Source organism: Rossellomorea sp. GCM10028870 (assembly GCF_042666755.1).
In the GTDB taxonomy this organism is placed as follows: Bacteria; Bacillota; Bacilli; order Bacillales; family Bacillaceae_B; genus Rossellomorea.
The window spans coordinates 379,870-401,436 of sequence record NZ_JBHTGN010000004.1 but is presented as its reverse complement, the minus strand read 5'-3'; the positions used below and the strand labels follow the sequence as shown (position 1 = coordinate 401,436).

The following is a 21,567-nucleotide window of genomic DNA, read 5'->3' as shown; positions in this document are numbered from 1 at the left end:
CCCAAAAGGCAGGTACCAAGAGCACCGGGTCGCTCAGTACCTGCCTTATTATACTCTAGGCATTATGGTGCTTCTTCACCCCATAAGGCGTGCGGTGCCAATTCAGGGCAATTAAAGTTAGGGCAGTAAGGGAAACAATAAAGCTCAGGCACACGTACATCGGGTTCAACTGATTTGTATAAAGACCGTGAATCAATCTTAAAAGCCAATAGAACGGATCCGCCATGGCCACGCTATGCATGATGCCTCCCAGGAAAAAGCCCAATCCGGGAATGGCCATTAAGAAGACGAGTGTCACCGGCTTTAAGATCGCCAGTGCCTGGGTTTCGGTTGAGGCATAAAATGCCATGGCCATACCAAGGACAGTTCCAAGGAGGATTCCAATCACGATGATCAACAATACTGGACCCAATTGAAACGGGACATTTAATATGAAACTGCAAATGGCAAAGTCCATCACAGTGATCAAAGAGGCGATTACCACCTTGGAAAGGATCGGAATGACCGGGTGGACCGGCTGCACATGTTGAAGCTCCGTCGTCTTGTTTTTCCTCTCTTCCACTAAGCTGAAAAGAATGATGATTCCAAAAAAGAGGAAGGCCCCGTATAAATTGAACGCATACACCTTTTCAAATAAATCCTTGCTCAGTGTGGCGGTATTGATAGGCTCTCCTTTTAGCATCTGTTCTGCTTTTTTCATCGCCTCTTTCGGCTCCCGGCCATCGGTCACCAATTCCCCATCTGAAATACCAATCTTGGCATCGAGATCATACACCATCTTTTTCATTTCATCTTTGGAATCTGCGACCAGGACCTTCACTTCAGCAGGCAGATCATGCTCGAGCTGCTCCCCGTTCATTACCACCATTTTCGGAGTATCCGAATACGTATCGGTGATCCCTGAAGCTCCGAATGCTGTGAAGATGGGAAAGAGAATGATGAGCCAGATCAGAATATTCCGTCTGGCCAGGGTAAAATCTTTTTGGATAAACATGGATAATCCCCTCTTCATAATCGAAACCCCCTGTCAAACGTAACCTTTTTAAAAATAAAAAGACTGACCGCATAGAATACTACTGCAAGAACCGTCAGGCCAACATACGATTCCATTCCCGGTCCATCTGCCAGATAGAGGTTGTAGTATGCCTGAATGAAGGGTTCAAACGGGTTAAATGGTACAGGCTGGATGTTCCATAATGGGAAGACGAGCCGGACCATGACGGCAAAGATAAATCCGGTGACTACACTCCCGGCAAGCATCACAACACTTTGTTTCTTCACGATCATCGCAAGGAGAACACCACTCGCGATCATAAAGAGCGAAAGAATGAAGGTCACATATAAAAACTGCAGGACAAATCCGATCTGGAGAGCTGCAGGAATCACAGCGAGAAAGGCCGCGACCAGAATGATGATAAGCAACAGAATATGTTTACTCATAAAGTACTGGACAATATTCCGGCTTGTTCTCATGACCTGTATCATGTTTGTCTCCATGTCCTCTGAAATCTGCATGGCCGCCATCCAAAATAAGAGGTCGATGAGAATCACAATATAAAAGATCGTTAAAATCGGCAGCCATCGGGCTACCCAGTCAACATCCTGAAATCCATATGACAGAATATTGATCCCGATCGACATGATAAGGATATAACCAAAGATCAGTGCAACCACATTGTTTCGGATCAGCTTCAGGTACTCCATTTTCAGCATTATGCTCCCCCCTTCAGTCCCCGGCCCACTACCTTGATGAAAATCTCTTCCAGGCTTGCTTCCTGGGAATGGATACTCTCGAATTCTTTGCTTCCAATCATGGCAAGAAGGGATGTCAGATCACCATCTTGCGTAAAGGTATGCTTCTTCCCGCTCTGTTCGATTGTGACGGTTTTTTCACCGAATCGCTTCTTATAGCTTTCAGGCGTATCAAGCTCTACAATCTTTCCGTTATTGAAAAAAGCGATGCGATCACAAAGCTTTTCCGCTTCATTCATGTCATGTGTGGTAAGGAACATGGTCGTACCCTTTTGGTTCATTTTGCGTATGACTTCCCTGACATAGGCCGCGATTTCCGGGTCCATTCCCGACGTCGGCTCATCCATGAAAAGCACTTCCGGATTGGTGACAAGGGCCCTGGCGAGAACAAGCCTGGTTTTCATCCCTTTGGAATACTCCCCTGCCTTCTTATCCTTCGATTTGTAAAGATCCATCTTTTTCAGGATGTCATTCACCTCTGCCTCTCCCGTCCCAAACAACTTTGCGTGAAAAATAAGGTTCTCATAGCCGGTAAGGGTAGGGTATAAGACATCATTTTCAAAGGCGATCCCGATTTTTTTATAAAACGAATGATTCGCTTTTGACATATCCTGCCCGAGTATAAAAACCTTTCCCGGTGGCGGGGCAATCAGTTTGGTCAACAGTCTGATCGTCGTTGACTTCCCGGCTCCACTCGGACCCAAAAAGCCGAACACTTCCCCTTTCTCCACTTGAAACGTTAACTGGTCCACCGCGTTTGACTTCCCATCATATGAATAGGTCAATCCTTTGGCTTCTATTGCAATCATGTCATCCACTCCTAATTTTGAAACATTTTTATATTTTTGTTTCATTTGGTACAAAAATGATTATAATAATATTTTGAAACAAAATCAACGTTTTGTTATAATTTTTTCTGAGGTGAAGCAATGGACGGATTTAAAGCACGTACAGATAAAAAAAGAGAACTGATTATCCAATCAGCTCTCGTCTTATTTAAATCATTCTCCCCAAGCAAGGTTTCTATTCGGGAAATTGCTGGACAGGCAAAGGTCTCGGTGGTGACCATTTACAACTACTTCGGGAATAAAGAAGGGTTGATGCTTGAAGTGGTTCGATTGGTCTTATCCAATCAGTTACATGTGGCAGAAGAAATCACCCAGTCGGATGATTCTACAGAAGAGAAGATAGCCGGACTTATATTCACCAAAAATGAGTTATTAAGTCAATTCCATCCCGATTTCATTTCCTTCATCATGAATGATCCTCAAATGAAGGAACTGATCGAACAGGAATTCATCACCAGGACGTATGAATTGATTACCGCGTTCATCAATGATGCAAAATCAGAAGGAACAATCTCCAATGAGGTCCCCAATGATATCATCATGAAAATCATCGAGTTGTATCGAAAGGATGTTTCCTCCGAACAAAGCATCCTTTTCAGTGATCCGAAGGACGTGAAAAAACATGACGTCATCCTGAGGATCCTGATGTATGGAATCTCCGGATACAGAGAATAGGTGGGTGGTTAAGGGGAATAGATAAAAGCTTAGAGCCGGTCTCTAAGCTTTTTGCTTTGGCCCCACCGAGTCATTTACTTACAACTCCATCGCCAGGAATCTTTCGTACTATCCCAGAAGAAAAGAATTAACCAACAGGTCCCTCCCATTTCCTTAAGTGAAGAACAACAGATTAAAAGGATGGAAATTGGCAACAATGGTACTAAAAAAAGGATGACCCTACATGCAGAATATCTTTGAAACCGCTTTCGATTACCTGCGAACCACTTTTGATACAGAACCCAAGACGCCTCCACATATCGGTGAAGCAATGGGATGTTGGCTGTATTTCACTGCCCTGGCAGAAGAAATACCGGTCCTCGAGGCTGCATTAAATACAACGACAGACAACGAATTAATTCAACTTATTAACAAATCAAAGAAGCTTGGGGAACACCAATTGAACGCCCTACAACAATTTATGGTCGATGAAGGCATCCCCCTATCTCAAACGTCAGAACCAAGGCCAAAATCCGATCCCAACAGTATTCCCTTAGGGGCCAAAATGACAGATGAGGAAATTGCTAACTTCATCTCCATTAAGGTTGCCACAAATATTGTGATGTGTGCCACAAACACAAGCCAAAGCATTCGCAATGATATTGGACTCATGTGGTCACGATTCCAGGCAGAAAAAATGGTGTTCGGTTTTGAACTGAAAACGGCTATGCGCAAAAGAGGGTGGATAAAGGTACCACCGTACTATTATCCTCCAGGGGCACCTAAAAACAGGTAAACGCTCAAATGAAAATAAGCTGAAGCTCCTCTTTCTGATCTTCAGCTTTTTCAAGTTATTCTCCGATAAAAGCAAATAGCCTGGACAGCCCACACTCTCTTACTTTTTCAAGATCCAAAATAGGAGGAGACCTACCCCCACTATCAAAACCCCAATATGTAAAAACCAATAATCAATAAATAATTCCCATTGAAGGAGCTGGATTTCTTTGAGCCTTTGAAAATAATCCATTTGACCATCCTCCCTTTCATATGACTCCATTTTGGTTTTCTTACATACGTGAGAGCCCGGAAAAGGTTTTACTTTATTGTTGGTTTATGTTTGGGAAAGCCCAGGTAACAGGGTGGATAAGGAATCGCTCCAGAATATAACTTATCCTTGTCTGCTGACTCTTTCAGCTTCCTTCCTCTTCCGGATCAATGCCCCCCACCAAACGACCACATATATATAACCGAACAGAAGATATAATGCCCACAACTCCCCTTTGCCAAGGTGGCTCAGCCATTGCTCCCATTCATTTTGATTCTGCTCTCGATAAATTCCATTAACAAAGCCGACAACCGGAATGGAAAGAGTGACAAAGATGGTGATCATTGCCCTCCATATGTCCCGTTGGTTTTGAATTGAGAAGAAGACAGATGCAATCGTTAATAGAATGAGTGAGTAATAGAGTAGCCAAAACCATTGAGGCAAGGTTTGTGTAGAATACATGAATTGAACCTCCTTTGCTTTATGTTGGAATAAAACGATGATATATAAACCTCACACTTTCTCCGTCCCCTATTATAAATGTCGACACCGCGTAGATATGGACGGGAAGAATCGTGAACATCGCAAACAGGTTAAGTATCGTTTCTTCCTCTATATTTTTCCTTTCTATCATTCTATCAGAACCTGAATCTTTTCCCTTGACATTAGAACGTATATATATAATAATAAATATCGAATTAGAATTATTATAATCTATTAATGATTCTCAATCACACAAACCACTAGGAGGAATTTACACTATGTCATTAATCGGTTCACAAGTCGTACCATTTAAAGCAGAAGCATTCAAAGACGGTGAGTTCATCACTGTGACAGACGAAAGCCTGAAAGGCCAATGGAGCATTTTCTGCTTCTACCCTGCAGACTTCACATTTGTATGCCCGACAGAACTTGAAGACCTTCAAAATAACTATGAAACTCTTAAAGAGCTTGGCGTAGAAGTGTACTCAGTTTCTACGGACACTCATTTCACACATAAAGGCTGGCACGACAGCTCTGAAAAAATCGGTAAAATCAAATACGCGATGATCGGTGACCCGTCACAACGCATCACTCGCGGTTTCGATGTATTGAATGAAGAAGATGGTCTTGCTGACCGCGGAACTTTCATCATCGATCCGGATGGTATCATCCAGGCAGTTGAAATCAACGCTGGCGGAATCGGCCGTGACGCAGATATCTTAGTAAGCAAAATCAAGGCGGCACAATATGTGCGTAACAACCCAGGCGAAGTTTGCCCGGCGAAATGGCAGGAAGGTTCTGAAACACTTAAGCCAAGCCTTGACTTAGTTGGTAAATTATAAGGAGTGCTACGCATGCTCGAAGCAGATATTAAAGCACAATTAGAACAGTACCTGCAAATGATGGAAGGCGACATCGTCCTGAAAGTCAGTGCAGGGGAAGATGACACTTCAAAGGAAATGCTGGCTCTTGTTGAAGAGCTAGCTTCCATGTCATCCCGCATCAGTGTTGAAAAAGCAGAGTTGACAAGAACACCAAGCTTCAGCGTGAATCGTCCTGGTGAGGAGACCGGTATCATTTTTGCCGGGATTCCTCTTGGGCATGAATTTACATCCTTGGTCCTTGCCCTTCTTCAAGTGAGCGGCAGAGCGCCGAAAGTGGATCAGAGCGTCATTGACCAGATCAAGAGTGTCAAAGGCGAACACCACTTCGAGACGTATGTAAGTCTTAGCTGTCACAACTGCCCGGACGTGGTGCAGGCGCTGAACATCATGAGTGTCCTGAACCCGAATATCACGCACACGATGATTGACGGAGCTGCCTTCAAGGAAGAAGTGGAACGCAAGAACGTCATGGCCGTTCCTGCTGTCTACCTGAATGCGGAATTCTTCAACGGCGGACGTACGACTTTGGAAGAAATTCTATCTAAAATCGTAGAAGGTCCAAGTGCGGATGAGCTATCGGATAAAGATCCTTATGACGTCCTTGTCGTCGGTGGAGGACCTGCAGGAGCAAGTGCCGCGATCTATGCTGCACGTAAAGGAATCCGTACTGGAATCGTTGCGGAACGCTTCGGCGGTCAAGTCCTTGATACGATGAGCATCGAGAACTTCATCAGTGTGAAGCACACGGAAGGTCCCAAGCTTGTCGCAAGCCTTGAAGAGCATGTGAAAGACTACGGCATCGATGTCATGAACCTTCAGCGCGCAAGCCGTCTTGAGAAAAAAGACCTTGTGGAGCTTGAGCTTGAAAACGGTGCGGTCCTGAAGAGTAAGAGTCTGATCATCTCGACAGGTGCACGCTGGCGCAACATCGGCGTTCCTGGTGAAGAGGAGTTCAAGAACAAGGGAGTGGCGTACTGCCCTCACTGTGATGGACCACTGTTCGAAGGGAAAGATGTCGCTGTCATCGGCGGAGGAAACTCCGGTATCGAAGCAGCCATCGACCTTGCAGGAATCGTCAAGCACGTTACGGTTCTTGAATTCAACTCAGAACTAAAAGCCGACGACGTACTGCAGAAACGTCTTTACAGCCTGCCGAACGTGACAGTGATCACGAACGCACAAACTCAGGAGATTACCGGTACAGATAAAGTGAATGGAATCACTTATAAAGACCGTGAAACTCTTGAAGAGAAGCACGTCGAACTACAAGGTGTATTCGTCCAAATCGGTCTTGTGCCAAACACAGACTGGCTCGGCGACCTTGTAGAACGCACGAAATTCGGTGAAATCATCGTGGACAAACACGGTGCCACCAACGTCCCTGGCGTATTTGCAGCAGGAGACTGTACAGACAGCCCATACAACCAAATCATCATCTCCATGGGATCAGGCGCAAACGCCGCACTTGGCGCATTCGACTACCTGATACGGAATTAAGATGGTTTAGAGGTCCGTCCCTCGTTTTGAGGGACGGACCTTTATATATTCAGAACAACTTCTTTCGAAACGAATAACACCATTTCTCATATCCCAGCTTTTCTTCATAGAATTTATGGGCATCACGTCTTTCAAGTCCGGACTCCAGGGCTACATATTCCACCCCGATCTCTTCAGCCAATCGATGGACGTACTCCAACAACTGCTTTCCATATCCCTTGGAGCGATGGTTGGACGACGTGATCAAATCATAGATGTACATATGATGTTTGTTGTAAAAATTGATCCGTTCCCCAATACCGGTGAGAGACACGATCTCATCGTCCTCATATAAAGCGAACAAGCGATATCCCTCTTTCCTCATATCCTCAACCAATGCCATATATGTCTTTTCCGACAAATCGGTACGTAACTCGTTCATCACCGGATAGGCTTGAATCATCTCATTCCGGGTTTGAAGTTCTTTAATGGTTGCCATTTCTCATCCCTCTTTACGTATAATCAATATTGAATCATAATGCCAGCATGTACCTTCTTCCTACACAATTACTTTTCACTAAATTTTAACATATCCTCCTCCAGAGGGACGGACCTCTTTTGACAGATTTTTCTCATTTGTACACCCTCCATAACCATTTCGAGGTCCGTCCCTCTTCCATCCTGAATGCATAAATTACCCTTTTTCTCTCATACTACAGGATAATGTGATTTCCAGTTTTACTGGTGTTTTGGACTTTCGTTAGTGAGATGTTGTATAGGCGGAGGTGGAGGGAAAGATGAGCACGGAGCAAAAGGTCCAACAAATTTATGAAGCTATGCATCAAACCTACATAGAGAAGTTCGAATTGTGGCAAGAGGAAATTGTGTTCAGCTGGCAATGGTGGGTCGGGGTCCTCCTGACGATCATTCCTTGGCTCTTATGGGCCAAATACCGCCCAAAGGAGAGTACCCACCGATTATTGTATATCGCCTTTTTCGTCATGTTCATCGCGATTTGGCTGGACAGCATCGGGGTTCAACTGGGCTTATGGCATTATAATTATGAAGTCCTCCCCTTCTCTCCTTCTTATAAACCGTGGGATATTACATTAATTCCTGTGTTAACGATTGTTTTTATTCAAGTCAAACCACATGCCCATTTCTTTATAAAAGGAATACTATATGGTTTCTTGATTTCCTTTGTAGCAGAGCCGATATTTGTGTGGAGTGAATTTGTGGTGTATACAGGATGGAAATACATCTATTCATTCCCGATTTATACAGCTATGTATTTCGCCTCTCATTATTTAAGTACAAGAAATCACTTTAGACCCATCCAAAAATAATCGTTTCCATGGGAATATCACTGATGGATTTTAAAAAGGTCAGAAAGCGCTCAGGGAATCAATCTTTCTGACCTTTATAATGACACAATACCATGATACATTTACCCTAGTTTTTCTCCCAGCTTCCCTGAAACTCTTCTATATAACGTTCCAATCGAATGGGATCCGAATTGGTTATTTTCTTGAATTCATGTGTGACTCCTCCCGCCACCCCTAACTTGGTTGGAAAAATGAATCCCGATGACCACATTTACGAAATCCACTTTCCCACCTTTTTTCACCATATAAGATTTAAATTCCTTCACTGAAGGATTCGGGTATTGGATCTCACCCCCTAGTATCGTAGACATCATTTCGGCTACCTCGTAGATCCCTCCACGAAATCCTCCCTTACTTCCAAACATAAAATATCCCATTTCAGGCAAAATAATAGCAACCATCTAAAGACGGCAGGTGAATCACAAATGAGTCCTTCTAAAAATATCGTCGACAGAATCGAACAAAATATAGAGGAGATTCATTCCGCCCTCTATCATACGGAAGATTTGAAGATAAGGGATCTCATTTTTCTGGACAAACCATGCAAACTACTCTACATCGATTCCCTGGTGGATAAAAAGTTGATCGAACGAAACATTATTGAACCTTTTCTTGAAACCAAAGGAAATGCCACCCCTGAAACCGTAATCAAGAACGCCGAATATAGTAGATCGACTGATCTGGAAGTGGCAGTGACCGGTCTCCTTGAGGGGAGCTGTGCCCTGTTAGAAGAAGGTGTAGCTTCCGTTCTCCTCATGCCCGTTGCGGCCGGCGATGATAAGTCCATCCAGGAACCTGAAAATGAACACATCATCAAGGGATCACATGATGGCTTCACGGAGAATATGAACAAAAACCTCTTCTTGATCAGGCGAAGAGTGAAAAATCCATCTTTGCAAATGAAGAATTATACTCTGGGGTCTAAAACACAAACCAAAGTATCGGTCGTCTATTTGGAGGAATTGGTGGATCATGGACCATTAGACATTCTTATTGAGAGGATCGAGGCGGTAGAGGTGGAGGAGCTCCAATCTGCAGGGGAGCTGGAAGAATTGATTGAAGATAATAGTTATTCTGTCTTTCCCCAACTATTAGCAACGGAAAGACCCGACCGGGCGGCGTCTTATTTACTGGAAGGAAAATCACTTGTGATCGTGGATGGAAATCCTCATGTGCTTGTTTCACCGATCACCTTTTTCAGCTTTTATCAATCTCCGGATGACTATAACAGCAGATGGATCATTGGATCTTTTTTCCGTCTCATCCGGATTTTCAGCTTTTTAATGGCGATCTGCTTACCAGCTGTCTACATTGCCATCGTGTCTTTCCACTCAGAAATTCTGCCTCTTGGGATTCTGTACGCCATACGTGTTCAGATCGAATACATCCCGCTCCCGCCATTTTTCGAAGCAATCGCCATGCAGGTAGTATTGGAGCTTTTGAAAGAGGCGGCGATCCGCCTCCCTTCCCCCATTGCTCAAACGGTTGGGATCGTAGGCGGTTTGGTCATCGGGACGGCGATTGTAGAGGCTGGCTTTATATCCAACACGATGATCGTCGTTGTCGCCCTGACGGCGATTGCATCGTTTGTTGCACCTGTCAACCAAATGGGGACGGGTGCAAGGATCATGGCGTTTCCAATCATGCTTGCGGCTAATTTCTTTGGGTTTTTAGGAATCGTCCTTTCCCTTGCTGTACTATTGATACATTTATGCCGTCTGGAATCGTTCGGTAAGCCATATTTGGAATCGATCGCACCATTTTACTTCCATCAACTGAAAGATACCTTTATTAAAACGAAGAAAAGAAATCACCCTATGAAACAAACGTAGCTCACCTTCAGAAAGGGGGGAGGGAATCTCTCATGGCCAAGACAAATTTCCTGACGAACCGGCATATCTTTTTTTTGATGTCCCAGACCCAAATCGGTTTCGGGATTTTATCCCTTCCCAATACGTTGCAAACCACCAGTAAAGGTGACGGCTGGATTTCAGTCATTATCGCCGGAGTGATGATTCAGCTTGTCCTCATCATGTTCTGGCTGTTATTAAAAAGGTTCCCACGTTTGACCTATCCTGAAATCACACAATTTGTGCTGGGAAAACAAGTAGGAACATTTGTGAACCTGATTATTTACATGTATTTCATCTGGGCGGCTACGTTCGTTTTACTGCAGTTCACATCCATTATTGAAGAGCATCTGCTCATGAGTACCCCCTATTGGGTCATAGGATTATTAATGATTCTGACTTGTACATATGCAGCCATCAGTGATATCCGGATCATCGCCAGATTTTTTGGTCTGATTTCCATTCTATTTCTTTTCTTATTCGGGATTTCTTTTTTTTCCTTTCTTCTTCCGATGGAACTGCATCGTATCCTCCCATTCGGAAGCAGCGGCCTAAAGAACATTACCTTAGGCAGCCGTGATTCTATGTTAACGTTGTTGGGATTTGAAGTGATTCTCTTTTTATACCCATTAGCAGAGAAAAAAGGAACCGATTTCCTCAAGGTCATTACGTGGGCGAACGTCTTTGTCACAGGGCTGACGGCTTACTTTGTACTAATATGCATACTGATATTCAGTGAAGCCTTTTTAGAAGAAATCAACTATCCTGTCATCTATTTTCTGCGACCCCTTCATTTTCAAATGATCGACCGGCTCGATCTACTGTTTATATCCATCTGGATCGTTCCACTGGCCGCTTCGATCATCATATTTATTTATTTGGCAAGTAAAAGCCTGCGACTATTTACTCACAACCAAACGAAACGGGTGCTTATGAATAGCCTGGCCGTATTCCTCCTTTTTATAGTGGCGCCGAAAGATCTTGAATCTAAGCAGCTCTATACTATTTGGATCGAATATATGAGCTACCTGGTCTTAGTCGCCATTCCGTTCATGCTACTACTATGTTCACGATTCTTACACAAACATAGAAAGGTGGATTCCCGTTGAGAAAATTACCATTCCTATTCTGTTCGTTGCTCCTTTTGACCGGGTGCTGGGATCAAAGGCAGTTAAAAGACAGCCGGCTGGTCAACGGAATCAGTTTTGACACGACGGAAGATCCAGATAAGATCCTCGGAACAGCCCGGGCCATTAATATCCGAAGTTCCGGTGGGGGAAAGTTCGAGGTAATGGATGAATTCTATGAAGCCGAAGAGGAAACGGTTTCCGAGCTTGAGATCAATCTCCAGAATAAAGTATCCGGTCAGATGGATGTGGAAAAGGCCTTCATCATCATTGTAGGGGAGGACCTTGCAAAGTCTAGGGGCATCGCTCCCCTTTTAGAGCCGATCTTCAGATCCGTCAAAGGATATATCGCTTCATCCATCGTCATTAGTGAAGGGAAAGGAAATGACATTCTCACTTTAAACAGACAAGACAGTCCGATTGTGTTCGAGGTGAATGACTTGCTTATAGGTGGGGTGGAAGAAGCCTATATCCCTGATGAAACGACATTTACTGTCTGGAATCACCACACGGCCAAAGAGAAGGACATGATCCTCCCATTTATTAAAAAAGACAAGGAAGATAAGCTTAAACTGGCCGGATCTGCTTTATTCAACGACGATAAGTTTACCGGGCACACCCTCACCACCAGCCAAACCTCCCTGCTGATCATGATGATGAATCATTTGAAAAAACGGGGGAAATTAATTATACAATCAAATGAATTCAGCCAGCCCCTGACGCTGGCCATCCATAAAGCCACAACAAAAATGGACGTCAAAAAAGCGAAAGGACAAGTCACCTGTACGATCAATACGGACTTGAAAGCACGGGTTTTAAGTTATTATGAGGAGACCACTCCAAAAGACATTAAAAGCTTAAATAAAATCGCTTCAAAAGAACTCACTAAAAAAGCCCGGGAACTCACCGATCTATTACTTGAAGCCAATAGTGACGCGCTGGGAGTCGGGAAGAAATTATCGGTCACCTATCATGATTCATGGAAGCCCGATACGTGGAAGGAAGACTATCAAGAAGTCAAGTTTATCCCAAAGGTCAACGTTGAAATCGTCGGAACGAACAATCTGAAGTAAAATCATAAAAAGCCGGCCGATTCTTACCGGCCGGCTTCTTTTATCCTCTTAAATGGTCTTTCTCCTGCATAAAGGGTTATTTGGGTCTCATCGGTAAAACATCTACAAATAAGAATCGATCCCGCTCTGTTTGAACATCCGGCGTCACCCTTTCCTCCCCCAACTCATACTCGATCGGAAACCCGAAGTTCGGACCGTCGAACACAAACGTATGAAACTCCCCTTTCTCACCGCACACGTCACGACTTTCAGGGTAATCTCTTAGGAAATCCCGATCGTATACTCTCCCTGCAAAAGATCGATGCAACTGTTCCAGATCAATACATGTGAGCACGGTTTTGAATCCAAGCTCGATAAATTCACGACTCAACTCCCCCACTGGTCGCCCCCAAAGCGGAAAAACCGGATTGATCCCCGTCCCTGAAAGCATCTCCTCACGATACGCCCGCACATCCTCCAGGTGGATATCCCCGAAGACCATGTGAGTGACTCCATCACCCAACATGTCAGATACCGCTCCCTCCATCCGTTCCTGATACACCTCATTCGGACACTCCTGCGGGATCCAGACTTCCCGAAGCGGAATCCCCAACGACTCAGATTGCTGCTTCAACATCCCATACCGGACCCCATGAATCGAAACCCGATCGAATCCTTCCGTCAGCGTCACGAGCAGTGAGTCCACCTCGTATTGCGGATTTTGCTGTATGTTATATAATGCCATGGTGGAATCTTTTCCACCGCTGAATGCTATGACTGTTTTCATTTGGACCTCCATGTGTCGGATTCTTCCCACTATCTCTATCATAATAATGAGTTTTCTCAATATTCATTATTCCAAACCTGAACAAGGAACTCAAACATCTTTTCACAAGAAAGAGGCTTAGATAAGCCCCTTAAATGGATTAACTTCAGTTGATTACCTTATCGTCCTTACTATAGATCGTGATATGGTAGGAATCACCCTTGATCCTTTCTTTCATATGGTCGGATTTCAGAAATTCATCAATGACTCTTTCAAGCTGCCTGGCAAAATCCTTGGCATCTTCGTCCTTACTTGATAAAGTGATATGTGCTTGAATCTCCGGCTCCGGATGCACGGAATACCCGACCATCCTCACTTTGTAATCTTTCTTTCCTAATAGGTCATCACTGACAGTTTGCAGGATCTCCCTCCATCTTCTATCTTGCTCTCTCTTCTTCATGTTGATTTTTTTGATTTCAACTGGAATAGGGCGTATATTATTTTCACTCATTATCTCTCTTACTACTTCCTTGATTTCATCGCTCGTGGCTTCCGTAGTATTGGGGATTTCCAGCTGAATGCTCTCTGGTCTCGCCAAGTGTGCCAGCTGCAATACTTCTACGTTTCGCTTCCCAAGCTCTTCCCTGACACGACTATCAATCAACTGGAAGTCTTCACTTCTCTGCTGCGTTTCCTTATCTTTCTGCGGAACCTTTGGCTCTTTATATCTACTCACTTTAACTGTATAGGCATCATAGTTTCTCGATTTCAGAAAATCCATGGCCACTTTTTCAACCTCTGCTTTGACACGATTAAAATAGTCTTGATCGCCTTCAATTCCGATTCGGATCACTTTCTCCGGAAATGATACACCGAGGCCGTTAACAGGATATCCTTTTTCTCTTAGTTCATCTGACATGTCCATTACGACATCACCCTTGGATTCGAAAATGCTCCCCAGGTACGGAATCTTGGATACCACATTGGCCATGGCGGGCGATACCAGAGCCGAACCGATTAATAATCCAAATAAAAGGATGGCGGCACTGCTATAATACATCCACTTCCTTCCGCGGCCTCCCCGATCCTTCTTCCCTCTCTCAATGGCCATTTGAATCGTATGGTTCAATTTGTCTTCAGGGATTTGAATGCTGTCCATCTCGTCTTTAATGTTATTGCCTAAATGATCCTTCATCAGATACACCCCTCCCTTAAATCCGATTTCAAGAGATTAATGGCTCTATGCAATCGCGTCTTGATCGTTCCTTCAGGGCAATGGAGCATTTCAGCGATTTGCTTTATGGTAAGATCTTGATAATATCTAAGAATAATGACCGTTTTATATGAAACATCCAGCCGTTCAATCGCCCCTGCTAAATCCATTTTTTCTTCAATTCCAAGATTCTGCTCTTTAGAAAGTATATCTACTTCATTCGTCAGGATGATACGTTCATTCTTTTTAATAAAATCCAATGCTGTATTGATTAAAATCCTTGATAACCAAGTTGAAAAATACTGAGGATTTTTCAGGGCATTAATGGATATAAAAGCTTTATAAATAGCATCCTGTACAATATCAAGAGCATCATTTTCATTTTTCACATACATATAGGCCATTCGATAAAGCTTGTTTTTTTCCTGATGAATCAACTCTTGAAAGGCCTTCTCATCTCCCCTTTTCGCTTTCTTGACCTTTTTCTCCATCAACTTCAACTGCACTCACCCGCTTTCTACCCGTTAGACTAGTGAACAGACCAAAACGTTTCACACTATGTCAAAAAAAGAATCTATCTACACTTAGATGAACTCTAACGTCTTCATGTAATCGGATGTAATCCCATGTTATGTACTCTTTTTCGGCTATGCCTACGTTAAAGTTACTATTTCCTCCGTTTTTCGAGTGAAAATGGTCACTCACGCGAAAAATCGTCTCATCCGAGCACACCAGAGCAGCTCATATAAAGAAATTGCTCTATCATTTCGATGTGTGACAAGCCTTTACATCCATTTATCGGCGAAAATCAGATTTTAACGGCGAAATTCTCAATATAACGGCGAAATATTAATTTTATCGGCGAAATTCTCCATTTAACGGCGAATTGCCTCCACCACAATCAGGGACGTACCTCGATTCTCCAGGAGAACGTACTCTTTGCGGTCGTTTTAGAGGTCCGTCCCTCGCACAACCCCCGTCTCAATATAACTCCTCACTATCTTCCAATTGTCCCCCTTTTTAAACGTGTCAAAGAACAAGTGACACGTTTCCATTGCTTCCCCATTCAGCACAATCGTTGCAGACAGAATCGCCATCACTTCATCTTCCTTCATAGGAATGATCGACACCTCATGGATCTCCCACTCTGCGTGCTGCTTTTTCACAAAATCAAACCCCTGCTTCCATCCCTCAATCGATTCCTCATAACCAAAATCAACGATTTCTCCATCCCTGATTTCCCTGGCTCGATAATCAGTCGAAATGAATTTCTCAAACTCTCTGATAGATGGATTCTTCCAAGCTTCTAAAAATACATCAAGAAACGGCTTGAATGTTTTGTCGTTCATAGAAACCTCCTAAAGTATGTTACTACCAATTATTTCAAAAGTCGGCCATGTACTCAATCACTAATTCTTATTAAAAAGAAGCTCATCATATCTGACAGGAAACTCTCCTTCTTTTTAAGTGAAGGCTGATTCCACATGTTATAGAAAATATCCACTGAGCCTCCGGAAATCAGGTAAAGGTTTCACTCAAAAAAAAGGCACCAAATCAACAAGATTCAGCACCCTTCTTATTATTCACAAGCCCTCGTCAAGCCCCATACTAATTCCCATAAACCGAACCACTCGACGAACTCAGAACCCCATTGACCGCTTCCAACTGATAAGAAAAACCAGTATGACTCGCCCAATTCGTCATATCGATCGTATCGCCATTTTCCAGTTTAATGACATCAACATTGCTGATGGAAAGAGGCGATACATTGGCAGGCTGTGAAGAAGCCTTGGCAAGATAAACCGATTGATCGGTCCCTCCCGGCTGCACGACCACCCTGGCCGATCCATCGGCTTCGATCAATAGAGAGGTTTGCTCATTCACCGCTATCCCCTTTGCCTCTGTTGTCCATCCATCTAATAGATTTCGGGATAAGAACCCGACGAATCGACCCATCCGGTCCCGCTGCTCGAAGTGGCTGTCCGTAATGGTATTATCCAGGTAACGGTTCTGAAGGAAGTCCCTTGAAAAAGTCATATAGCGATTGTATGGATCAGCCAATGCTTCATCTGAATACACGGTCCCATTTGCAGCATCGTAGACAAAGTCTCCTTGAATGGCTAGTCCCGCAGAGGTACCTCCAATCGGGATCCCTTTCTGAATCTGAGCGTTCAGTGCATCTTCAAGAGGAGTTCCTTTAATATAATCCACGTAAAGGAACTGATCTCCCCCAGCAAAGAAAATCGCTTCTGCGTTCTTCACCTTATCCAGCACGAAATTTTCATACGCGGCATTCCGATTTTGCAACAGGATCGTTTCAACCGAATTCAGTGGCGATTGATTGTCAGCCGCTAAATCGTACAGGTACTGATTGTACCCGTCACTGCCTGATGTTCTAAGTACAACGAAGTCTCCTCCATTCGCTTTCTCCGCCATCCACCTCATCGCTTCATCCACATCAGTCGAGCCACCCATCAGATTCACACCATATGAAGTGGCAGTCGTGACATCCCCTTCACTTCCATAGGAATAATAGGTATAGTTCCTTTTTGCAGCACCTGCGGAAGTAACGGTACCTCCCCATAAAGCTGCGACAACCAATAAAGCAATCAGTCTTTTCACACACTCGTCCTCCTTTTTTTAAGATCACTCTATCTATTGCAAGTTCTATGCCAATTACGAAAGCGCTTTATTTACTGAATAATGTAAAAATTTAAACAATAATTGGTTTTTATTGGGTCCTATAATTTCGGTTTTAATCAACCCAATTATGTATTATCCCTTGGCTGTAATCGAATGAAAATATCCCTTAAAACTCAATCACCAATTCACATAAAAAAGGCTCAACCTGTTTAGTTAAACTCCTCCTAGTCATCATGCAAACCCGACCAATACTTCACAATCTCCCGTCCCTGGGCAGAGTAGCGGTCATTTCCATCTAAATAGAAGTCCTCCCCGCAGTCCGAATTCGTCACCTGGAATGCATCATAGGATAGGTCCCTGCCATCGGAGCCGGTCACGCCTCCACTCACGCTATGATGTATACAGTAATCCTCGATGGAGGTTCTGTTTCCATCATCATCTACGTAGAAATACTGATTTTGATTTATGTTATATCCCATTTCTTTTTTAGAAGTTTGATAGATACCGTACTTTTCAATATCCGTACTCATCAACGTGGGCAGACTCTCAATCTCTACAGGAATGACGGAAAACTCTCCATTTTTCTCAATGGAAGGTCGATCCGGCATGCCATAGAAAACGACAATCGTCCCTTCATAACCTTCAGGGATCAGGTAGCGGTTTTTTATTATTTCTCCTTGATCTTCACTGGATATCCAATTCACTGCCAGCATCACAATTGCCACCACAGAAACCACGCTTACTAATTTAAGATAGAATCGCTTATTCTCCCGGTCAGGACCCGGTGTGTTCTTCCTTTTCAGCCATTCATCTACCAAGAAGAATATTACCGCACATATCACCGCAAACCATGCAAACCCGTCTATCACAAAATACGTGATAGCTCCAAAGAAAGCATGGATGAAACCAGCAGCCATTATCCGTCCCTTCGATAGCCTTCTCGTTAACCTATCAGAAAGCAATGAAACGGGAATCCCATAAGCCAGGTTACCGGCTAAGGAATAAATCAAGACAAATGGAAAGAGCACAATGCCCCCGTCCAGTATGCTGATGATCATCAAAAAAGTAGAAAGAATCAAACTCGTATAAATAGCCTGCTTTAATTTATTCATTCTCTCAACCTCCAAACGAGATTGTGAATTATTTCACATTATAAATTTATCATAAATAGTGATTTGTTGGAAGGAAAATATGATGGTTTCTCTGGATGTATTTTGCTGTACCTCTCTTCAAATAACACCACCCCGGTATCTCGATGTGCTCTTCCTTGTTTATTGTCATTCTGCAAGAGAAAGACACTAATAACAACTACAAAAGGAGGAATGCATTATCGAACACGGTCCAAAACAAGCAGCCGCACAAATGAATGAAGACAAGAAATCCTGCAGCATTTCGACTCTTTCAAGAACTATTTGGGAAATCAGGTTCAAAAGGGAGAGAAACTGGGTCTAGGTAAGGAAGCACTTTCTAAGGGAGCCAAGCGTGTAGCCGACTATTTAGCGGAGCATGAGGAGCCACGAAACCGGGAACAGAAAGTGCTGAATGAGATGTGGAATGTCGCTAATAAGGAAGAGCGGGAACATATGGCTCATGTGCTGGTCAAGCTTGCTGATCAAACCAACTAAAACACAAAGTAACGCCCCCAGCGCCATAGACCGCTGGGGGCGTTTTTTTATGGCTGGACGTTTACATACATGTAAGCTAGGGCATCTTTTACTGTAGCAAACGTAGGAATCGATGAGAGCTCGATGTTCTGGTTTATGGCGCACATGGCCATTTCCGGTCGTAGTCCCGTGATGATGGATCGAACGCCCAGTAAGGCTAGCACACTTGTAATCTTAAAAAGGGCATCGGTAACGAATTGATCTAAGGTGTAGACACCGGAAAAATCAATGATCACCTGATTGACGTTCTGTTTTCTCACTTTGGCCGGAATGATATCGAGGAGCAGGCGGGCTTTCTCTTCATCGACCTTCCCGACGATAGGAAAGACGGCAATATCGTCCAGCAGTGGAACCAACGTAGCAGACAATTCATTTATTTCAGCCACCATTTCCGATTGCTTCTTTTCCCTTTCTTTCTTCTCTGTGATGTCGTGCACATATGTTTGAATCGCCTGAGTATTCCCTATCATGAGGGGGTGACAATACAATTCGACTTCCACGGTCGATCCGTCCGTTCGATAGACCGTTTCCTCAATGACATCCGCGGGCTTTCCGTAGGCAGATTGGATTCTTTTCCTGATCGCGTCTTTTGAGGATTCCCTGAAGATATCCAAGGGACTTTGACCGACGACGCCTTCTTTATCCGTTCGAAAAAATTCCTCCGCCGCCCCGTTTACATACATGATTCTGTAATCCGTATGTATGATAAGTGGATCTAGTGAATATTCCATAACCTCGAGATAATCTATTTCTGATATATCCTCACACACAATGCTCACTCCTTTCCCCTAACGATAGCGTTAATCACTATAGGACGCAAGAAATAAGGGAAAATGTTTCCCCTTCGATTCATGACTTTTATCACATACATATATCGGAGCCCTTGAAGCGGGAAATATACAAAAAGACCTGTCATGGATGTTTGACAGGTCTTTTTTCGTTTCCGGAAAAGATCCGGCTATTGGATTTAGTTGTTTGAGTTGTTAGATCTATTGGAGCTGTTGGAATTATTCGAGCTGTTGGACGAGCTATTGGAATTATTTGAGCTGCTCGAGTTCCCGGACTGGCTTCCGCCTTTCGCTCCAATTTCCTGATAGAATTTCTTATCGTGATTTTCTGAAGTTGCTTCTCCACCTTTTTCACCGATCTCTTGGTAGAATTCTTTGTCGTGGTTCTTCGCTGTTTGTTCGCCGCCTTTACGACCTGCTTCCTCGTAACTCATTTTGTTGTTGCTGTTATTGCTGTTGCTGCTGTTGCTGTTATTGTTGTTACTGTTGTTACTGTTAGACATAAATAAAATCCTCCTTAAGTTTAGTAAAATGGTGTTGTATGTTTGTACATTGGTTATATACCTCGTGAGATGAGAGCTAAACAGATGTAGGGGGTTTTTAACATTTTTGTAATTTAATTTACACCGGAGCGAGGTTAGGAAGGAGAATGCCTTATGATAGAAGTGCTTCCTCCAGAGGTGTATGATGAAGATAGAAATCTTCAAAAAAATATAAGGAGTCTTGCTACATGGATTACATCAAACGGGGAACACCGGCCTTCAAAAACGCAAACCTGGCCCTGTTTGCAGGCGGATTCAGCACCTTCGCCATCCTCTGGGGAACTCAGCCCCTGCTCCCGGATATCGCAAATGAGTTTGATATTTCACCGGCCACCTCAAGTCTCAGCCAGTCTTCCACTACCATTGCCCTCGCTATCAGTCTATTAATCGCAGGATCCTTATCTGACGTCTGTGGAAGAAAATCCGTCATGACCTTCTCGTTACTGGCATCTTCCATTCTTGCCATATGCACAGGATTTACATCAAGCTTCCATATGCTCATCATCGGCCGGATCTTGCAGGGGATTACACTCGCCGGGCTTCCTGCTGTTGCCATGGCATACTTGGGTGAGGAAATTGAAGCGAAGAGTCTTGGGATGGCCATGGGGTTATACATCAGCGGGAATTCCGTTGGGGGAATGTCCGGTCGGATCATCAGTGGCGTCCTTACCGACCATTTCAACTGGCATGTCGCATTGATGGGAGTCGGGATCATCAGCTTGCTTTCAACCGTCATCTTTCTTGTGCTTATCCCGCCGTCTGCCCATTTCAAACCTCAGACATTTCAGCTGAAATCATTGGCCGGATCCCTGTTCAGCCAATTCAAGGTACCGGGACTCACGTATCTCTTCACCATTGGATTTCTATTGATGGGCGGGTTCGTGTCCCTCTACAATTACATCGGATTCGAGCTGATCGCACCACCCTACTCACTCAGCCAGACCGTTGTCGGATTCATCTTCATCGTCTATATCGTCGGTACCTTCAGCTCGACGTGGATGGGGATGCTCGCCGATCAGTATGGAAAAAAAAGAATCCTGCCCCTGTCGCTCATCATCATGTTATCCGGGGTATCAGCCACCCTGCATCCGAATCTGTGGGTGAAAATCATCGGGATCGCCATCTTTACCTACGGATTCTTCGCCGGCCACTCCATCGCCAGCAGCTGGGTCGGACGATTGGCCGTCCATGATAAAGCGCAGGCTTCGGCCCTCTACTTATCCGCCTACTACGCAGGATCGAGTGTCGGAGGAACCGTCAGTGGTAGCTTCTATCATCAATTTAACTGGCCAGGTGTCGTGTGGATGATCGTTGCCCTTTCCGTGACCTCCATTGGGATATCGTTATGGTTGGGGAGAAGAGAACTAGCACAATCAACATAAAAGAGGACTTGCC

24 protein-coding genes are annotated in these 21,567 nt (G+C 44.0%); 10 read left to right on the top strand and 14 right to left on the bottom strand.

The features are described from left to right. Window positions 1-55: 55 nt before the first annotated feature. From ACFQWC_RS18255 to ACFQWC_RS18245, 3 genes are read right to left on the bottom strand one after another with little or no spacing between them, the layout of a single operon-like run. Window positions 56-1,012: an ABC transporter permease gene (locus ACFQWC_RS18255; RefSeq protein ID WP_377108779.1), complete on the bottom strand. Its 957-nt coding sequence runs from the start codon at window positions 1,010-1,012 to the stop codon at window positions 56-58. Then, window positions 1,009-1,713: a hypothetical protein gene (locus ACFQWC_RS18250; protein WP_341357423.1), complete on the bottom strand. Its 705-nt coding sequence runs from the start codon at window positions 1,711-1,713 to the stop codon at window positions 1,009-1,011. The genes ACFQWC_RS18255 and ACFQWC_RS18250 overlap by 4 nt, the downstream gene beginning before the upstream one ends. After that, window positions 1,713-2,561 carry an ABC transporter ATP-binding protein gene (locus ACFQWC_RS18245; protein WP_377108778.1) on the bottom strand — a complete coding sequence of 283 codons (849 nt, stop codon included), beginning with the start codon at window positions 2,559-2,561 and terminating at the stop codon, window positions 1,713-1,715. Before ACFQWC_RS18245 ends, ACFQWC_RS18250 begins: the two co-directional genes overlap by 1 nt. A gap of 120 nt (window positions 2,562-2,681) precedes the next feature. Between ACFQWC_RS18245 and ACFQWC_RS18240 the strand changes: the two genes are divergently transcribed. Then, on the top strand, window positions 2,682-3,275 hold the full coding sequence (locus tag ACFQWC_RS18240) for a TetR/AcrR family transcriptional regulator (protein ID WP_299741850.1): 594 nt from the start codon (window positions 2,682-2,684) through the stop codon (window positions 3,273-3,275). A 223-nt stretch (window positions 3,276-3,498) separates the two neighbouring features. After that, the gene (locus tag ACFQWC_RS18235) at window positions 3,499-4,050 is read left to right on the top strand and encodes a DUF3231 family protein (RefSeq protein ID WP_299741848.1); all 552 of its coding nucleotides are present in this window, start codon (window positions 3,499-3,501) and stop codon (window positions 4,048-4,050) included. A gap of 99 nt (window positions 4,051-4,149) precedes the next feature. Here ACFQWC_RS18235 and ACFQWC_RS18230 read toward each other — a convergent pair whose 3' ends face one another. Both ACFQWC_RS18230 and ACFQWC_RS18225 read right to left on the bottom strand, forming a co-directional pair. Next, on the bottom strand, window positions 4,150-4,281 hold the full coding sequence (locus tag ACFQWC_RS18230) for a hypothetical protein (RefSeq protein WP_299741846.1): 132 nt from the start codon (window positions 4,279-4,281) through the stop codon (window positions 4,150-4,152). Window positions 4,282-4,422: 141 nt separating this feature from the next. After that, window positions 4,423-4,761, bottom strand: a complete 339-nt coding sequence (locus tag ACFQWC_RS18225) for a hypothetical protein (protein WP_299741844.1) — start codon at window positions 4,759-4,761, stop codon at window positions 4,423-4,425. A gap of 299 nt (window positions 4,762-5,060) precedes the next feature. On the opposite strand from ACFQWC_RS18225, the gene ahpC reads away from it, so the two are divergent. After that, entirely contained in the window at window positions 5,061-5,624 is a 564-nt protein-coding gene (gene ahpC, locus ACFQWC_RS18220; protein ID WP_113971351.1) for an alkyl hydroperoxide reductase subunit C, read from the top strand. A 12-nt stretch (window positions 5,625-5,636) separates the two neighbouring features. Beyond that, entirely contained in the window at window positions 5,637-7,163 is a 1,527-nt protein-coding gene (gene ahpF / locus ACFQWC_RS18215; protein WP_299741840.1) for an alkyl hydroperoxide reductase subunit F, read from the top strand. Between the two features lie 49 nt (window positions 7,164-7,212). On the opposite strand, the gene ACFQWC_RS18210 is transcribed toward ahpF, so the two are convergent. Next, the gene (locus ACFQWC_RS18210; RefSeq protein WP_377108777.1) at window positions 7,213-7,641 is read right to left on the bottom strand and encodes a GNAT family N-acetyltransferase; all 429 of its coding nucleotides are present in this window, start codon (window positions 7,639-7,641) and stop codon (window positions 7,213-7,215) included. A 298-nt stretch (window positions 7,642-7,939) separates the two neighbouring features. Between ACFQWC_RS18210 and ACFQWC_RS18205 the strand changes: the two genes are divergently transcribed. The 4 genes from ACFQWC_RS18205 to ACFQWC_RS18190 all read left to right on the top strand — a co-directional run bounded on the left by ACFQWC_RS18205 (window position 7,940) and on the right by ACFQWC_RS18190 (window position 12,577). Continuing rightward, on the top strand, window positions 7,940-8,488 hold the full coding sequence (locus tag ACFQWC_RS18205; RefSeq protein ID WP_299741836.1) for a CBO0543 family protein: 549 nt from the start codon (window positions 7,940-7,942) through the stop codon (window positions 8,486-8,488). Between the two features lie 464 nt (window positions 8,489-8,952). Then, the gene (locus tag ACFQWC_RS18200; protein WP_299741832.1) at window positions 8,953-10,359 is read left to right on the top strand and encodes a spore germination protein; all 1,407 of its coding nucleotides are present in this window, start codon (window positions 8,953-8,955) and stop codon (window positions 10,357-10,359) included. Between the two features lie 32 nt (window positions 10,360-10,391). Continuing rightward, window positions 10,392-11,486, top strand: a complete 1,095-nt coding sequence (locus tag ACFQWC_RS18195) for a GerAB/ArcD/ProY family transporter (protein WP_299741830.1) — start codon at window positions 10,392-10,394, stop codon at window positions 11,484-11,486. Further along, on the top strand, window positions 11,483-12,577 hold the full coding sequence (locus ACFQWC_RS18190) for a Ger(x)C family spore germination protein (RefSeq protein ID WP_377108776.1): 1,095 nt from the start codon (window positions 11,483-11,485) through the stop codon (window positions 12,575-12,577). Before ACFQWC_RS18195 ends, ACFQWC_RS18190 begins: the two co-directional genes overlap by 4 nt. 76 nt (window positions 12,578-12,653) lie before the next feature. On the opposite strand, the gene ACFQWC_RS18185 is transcribed toward ACFQWC_RS18190, so the two are convergent. From ACFQWC_RS18185 to ACFQWC_RS18160, 6 genes are all read right to left on the bottom strand, one after another. After that, window positions 12,654-13,343, bottom strand: coding sequence for a Dph6-related ATP pyrophosphatase (locus tag ACFQWC_RS18185; RefSeq protein ID WP_299741826.1), 690 nt, complete (start codon window positions 13,341-13,343; stop codon window positions 12,654-12,656). Between the two features lie 145 nt (window positions 13,344-13,488). Continuing rightward, complete coding sequence (locus ACFQWC_RS18180; RefSeq protein WP_377108775.1) at window positions 13,489-14,517, bottom strand: DUF4179 domain-containing protein; 1,029 nt, start codon at window positions 14,515-14,517, stop codon at window positions 13,489-13,491. Further along, the gene (locus tag ACFQWC_RS18175; RefSeq protein ID WP_341357968.1) at window positions 14,517-15,026 is read right to left on the bottom strand and encodes a sigma-70 family RNA polymerase sigma factor; all 510 of its coding nucleotides are present in this window, start codon (window positions 15,024-15,026) and stop codon (window positions 14,517-14,519) included. The genes ACFQWC_RS18180 and ACFQWC_RS18175 overlap by 1 nt, the downstream gene beginning before the upstream one ends. Window positions 15,027-15,485: 459 nt before the next feature. Beyond that, a complete protein-coding gene (locus ACFQWC_RS18170) occupies window positions 15,486-15,884 on the bottom strand; it encodes a flavoprotein (protein WP_377108774.1) in 399 nt (132 codons plus the stop codon). Window positions 15,885-16,143: 259 nt separating this feature from the next. Then, entirely contained in the window at window positions 16,144-17,157 is a 1,014-nt protein-coding gene (locus ACFQWC_RS18165; RefSeq protein WP_299741818.1) for a cyanophycinase, read from the bottom strand. Between the two features lie 245 nt (window positions 17,158-17,402). After that, the gene (locus ACFQWC_RS18160) at window positions 17,403-18,290 is read right to left on the bottom strand and encodes a DUF6843 domain-containing protein (protein WP_377108773.1); all 888 of its coding nucleotides are present in this window, start codon (window positions 18,288-18,290) and stop codon (window positions 17,403-17,405) included. A 267-nt stretch (window positions 18,291-18,557) separates the two neighbouring features. Between ACFQWC_RS18160 and ACFQWC_RS18155 the strand changes: the two genes are divergently transcribed. After that, window positions 18,558-18,803, top strand: a complete 246-nt coding sequence (locus ACFQWC_RS18155; protein ID WP_377108799.1) for a DUF3243 domain-containing protein — start codon at window positions 18,558-18,560, stop codon at window positions 18,801-18,803. Between the two features lie 47 nt (window positions 18,804-18,850). Here the strand turns inward: ACFQWC_RS18155 and ACFQWC_RS18150 are convergent, their stop codons facing one another. Together ACFQWC_RS18150 and ACFQWC_RS18145 are read right to left on the bottom strand one after the other, a co-directional pair. Then, the gene (locus ACFQWC_RS18150) at window positions 18,851-19,621 is read right to left on the bottom strand and encodes a PAS domain S-box protein (RefSeq protein ID WP_377108772.1); all 771 of its coding nucleotides are present in this window, start codon (window positions 19,619-19,621) and stop codon (window positions 18,851-18,853) included. A 188-nt stretch (window positions 19,622-19,809) separates the two neighbouring features. Further along, window positions 19,810-20,133, bottom strand: a complete 324-nt coding sequence (locus tag ACFQWC_RS18145; RefSeq protein WP_377108771.1) for a KGG domain-containing protein — start codon at window positions 20,131-20,133, stop codon at window positions 19,810-19,812. 227 nt (window positions 20,134-20,360) lie between these two features. Between ACFQWC_RS18145 and ACFQWC_RS18140 the strand changes: the two genes are divergently transcribed. Beyond that, window positions 20,361-21,554 carry an MFS transporter gene (locus tag ACFQWC_RS18140; protein WP_377108770.1) on the top strand — a complete coding sequence of 398 codons (1,194 nt, stop codon included), beginning with the start codon at window positions 20,361-20,363 and terminating at the stop codon, window positions 21,552-21,554. Window positions 21,555-21,567: the final 13 nt, after the last annotated feature.

Excerpts from the sequence above, each read along its gene's own strand:
- ACFQWC_RS18140 (WP_377108770.1), top strand. The coding sequence starts at position 20,361 with ATGGATTACATCAAACGGGGAACACCGGCCTTCAAAAACGCAAACCTG.
- ACFQWC_RS18175 (WP_341357968.1), bottom strand. The coding sequence starts at position 15,026 with ATGGAGAAAAAGGTCAAGAAAGCGAAAAGGGGAGATGAGAAGGCCTTT.
- ACFQWC_RS18210 (WP_377108777.1), bottom strand. The coding sequence starts at position 7,641 with ATGGCAACCATTAAAGAACTTCAAACCCGGAATGAGATGATTCAAGCC.
- ACFQWC_RS18255 (WP_377108779.1), bottom strand. The coding sequence starts at position 1,012 with ATGAAGAGGGGATTATCCATGTTTATCCAAAAAGATTTTACCCTGGCC.
- ACFQWC_RS18205 (WP_299741836.1), top strand. The coding sequence starts at position 7,940 with ATGAGCACGGAGCAAAAGGTCCAACAAATTTATGAAGCTATGCATCAA.
- ahpC (WP_113971351.1), top strand. The coding sequence starts at position 5,061 with ATGTCATTAATCGGTTCACAAGTCGTACCATTTAAAGCAGAAGCATTC.
- ACFQWC_RS18145 (WP_377108771.1), bottom strand. The coding sequence starts at position 20,133 with ATGTCTAACAGTAACAACAGTAACAACAATAACAGCAACAGCAGCAAC.
- ahpF (WP_299741840.1), top strand. The coding sequence starts at position 5,637 with ATGCTCGAAGCAGATATTAAAGCACAATTAGAACAGTACCTGCAAATG.
- ACFQWC_RS18185 (WP_299741826.1), bottom strand. The coding sequence starts at position 13,343 with ATGAAAACAGTCATAGCATTCAGCGGTGGAAAAGATTCCACCATGGCA.
- ACFQWC_RS18225 (WP_299741844.1), bottom strand. The coding sequence starts at position 4,761 with ATGTATTCTACACAAACCTTGCCTCAATGGTTTTGGCTACTCTATTAC.
- ACFQWC_RS18180 (WP_377108775.1), bottom strand. The coding sequence starts at position 14,517 with ATGAAGGATCATTTAGGCAATAACATTAAAGACGAGATGGACAGCATT.
- ACFQWC_RS18250 (WP_341357423.1), bottom strand. The coding sequence starts at position 1,713 with ATGCTGAAAATGGAGTACCTGAAGCTGATCCGAAACAATGTGGTTGCA.
- ACFQWC_RS18170 (WP_377108774.1), bottom strand. The coding sequence starts at position 15,884 with ATGAACGACAAAACATTCAAGCCGTTTCTTGATGTATTTTTAGAAGCT.
- ACFQWC_RS18230 (WP_299741846.1), bottom strand. The coding sequence starts at position 4,281 with ATGGATTATTTTCAAAGGCTCAAAGAAATCCAGCTCCTTCAATGGGAA.
- ACFQWC_RS18160 (WP_377108773.1), bottom strand. The coding sequence starts at position 18,290 with ATGAATAAATTAAAGCAGGCTATTTATACGAGTTTGATTCTTTCTACT.
- ACFQWC_RS18200 (WP_299741832.1), top strand. The coding sequence starts at position 8,953 with ATGAGTCCTTCTAAAAATATCGTCGACAGAATCGAACAAAATATAGAG.
- ACFQWC_RS18245 (WP_377108778.1), bottom strand. The coding sequence starts at position 2,561 with ATGATTGCAATAGAAGCCAAAGGATTGACCTATTCATATGATGGGAAG.
- ACFQWC_RS18235 (WP_299741848.1), top strand. The coding sequence starts at position 3,499 with ATGCAGAATATCTTTGAAACCGCTTTCGATTACCTGCGAACCACTTTT.
- ACFQWC_RS18240 (WP_299741850.1), top strand. The coding sequence starts at position 2,682 with ATGGACGGATTTAAAGCACGTACAGATAAAAAAAGAGAACTGATTATC.
- ACFQWC_RS18195 (WP_299741830.1), top strand. The coding sequence starts at position 10,392 with ATGGCCAAGACAAATTTCCTGACGAACCGGCATATCTTTTTTTTGATG.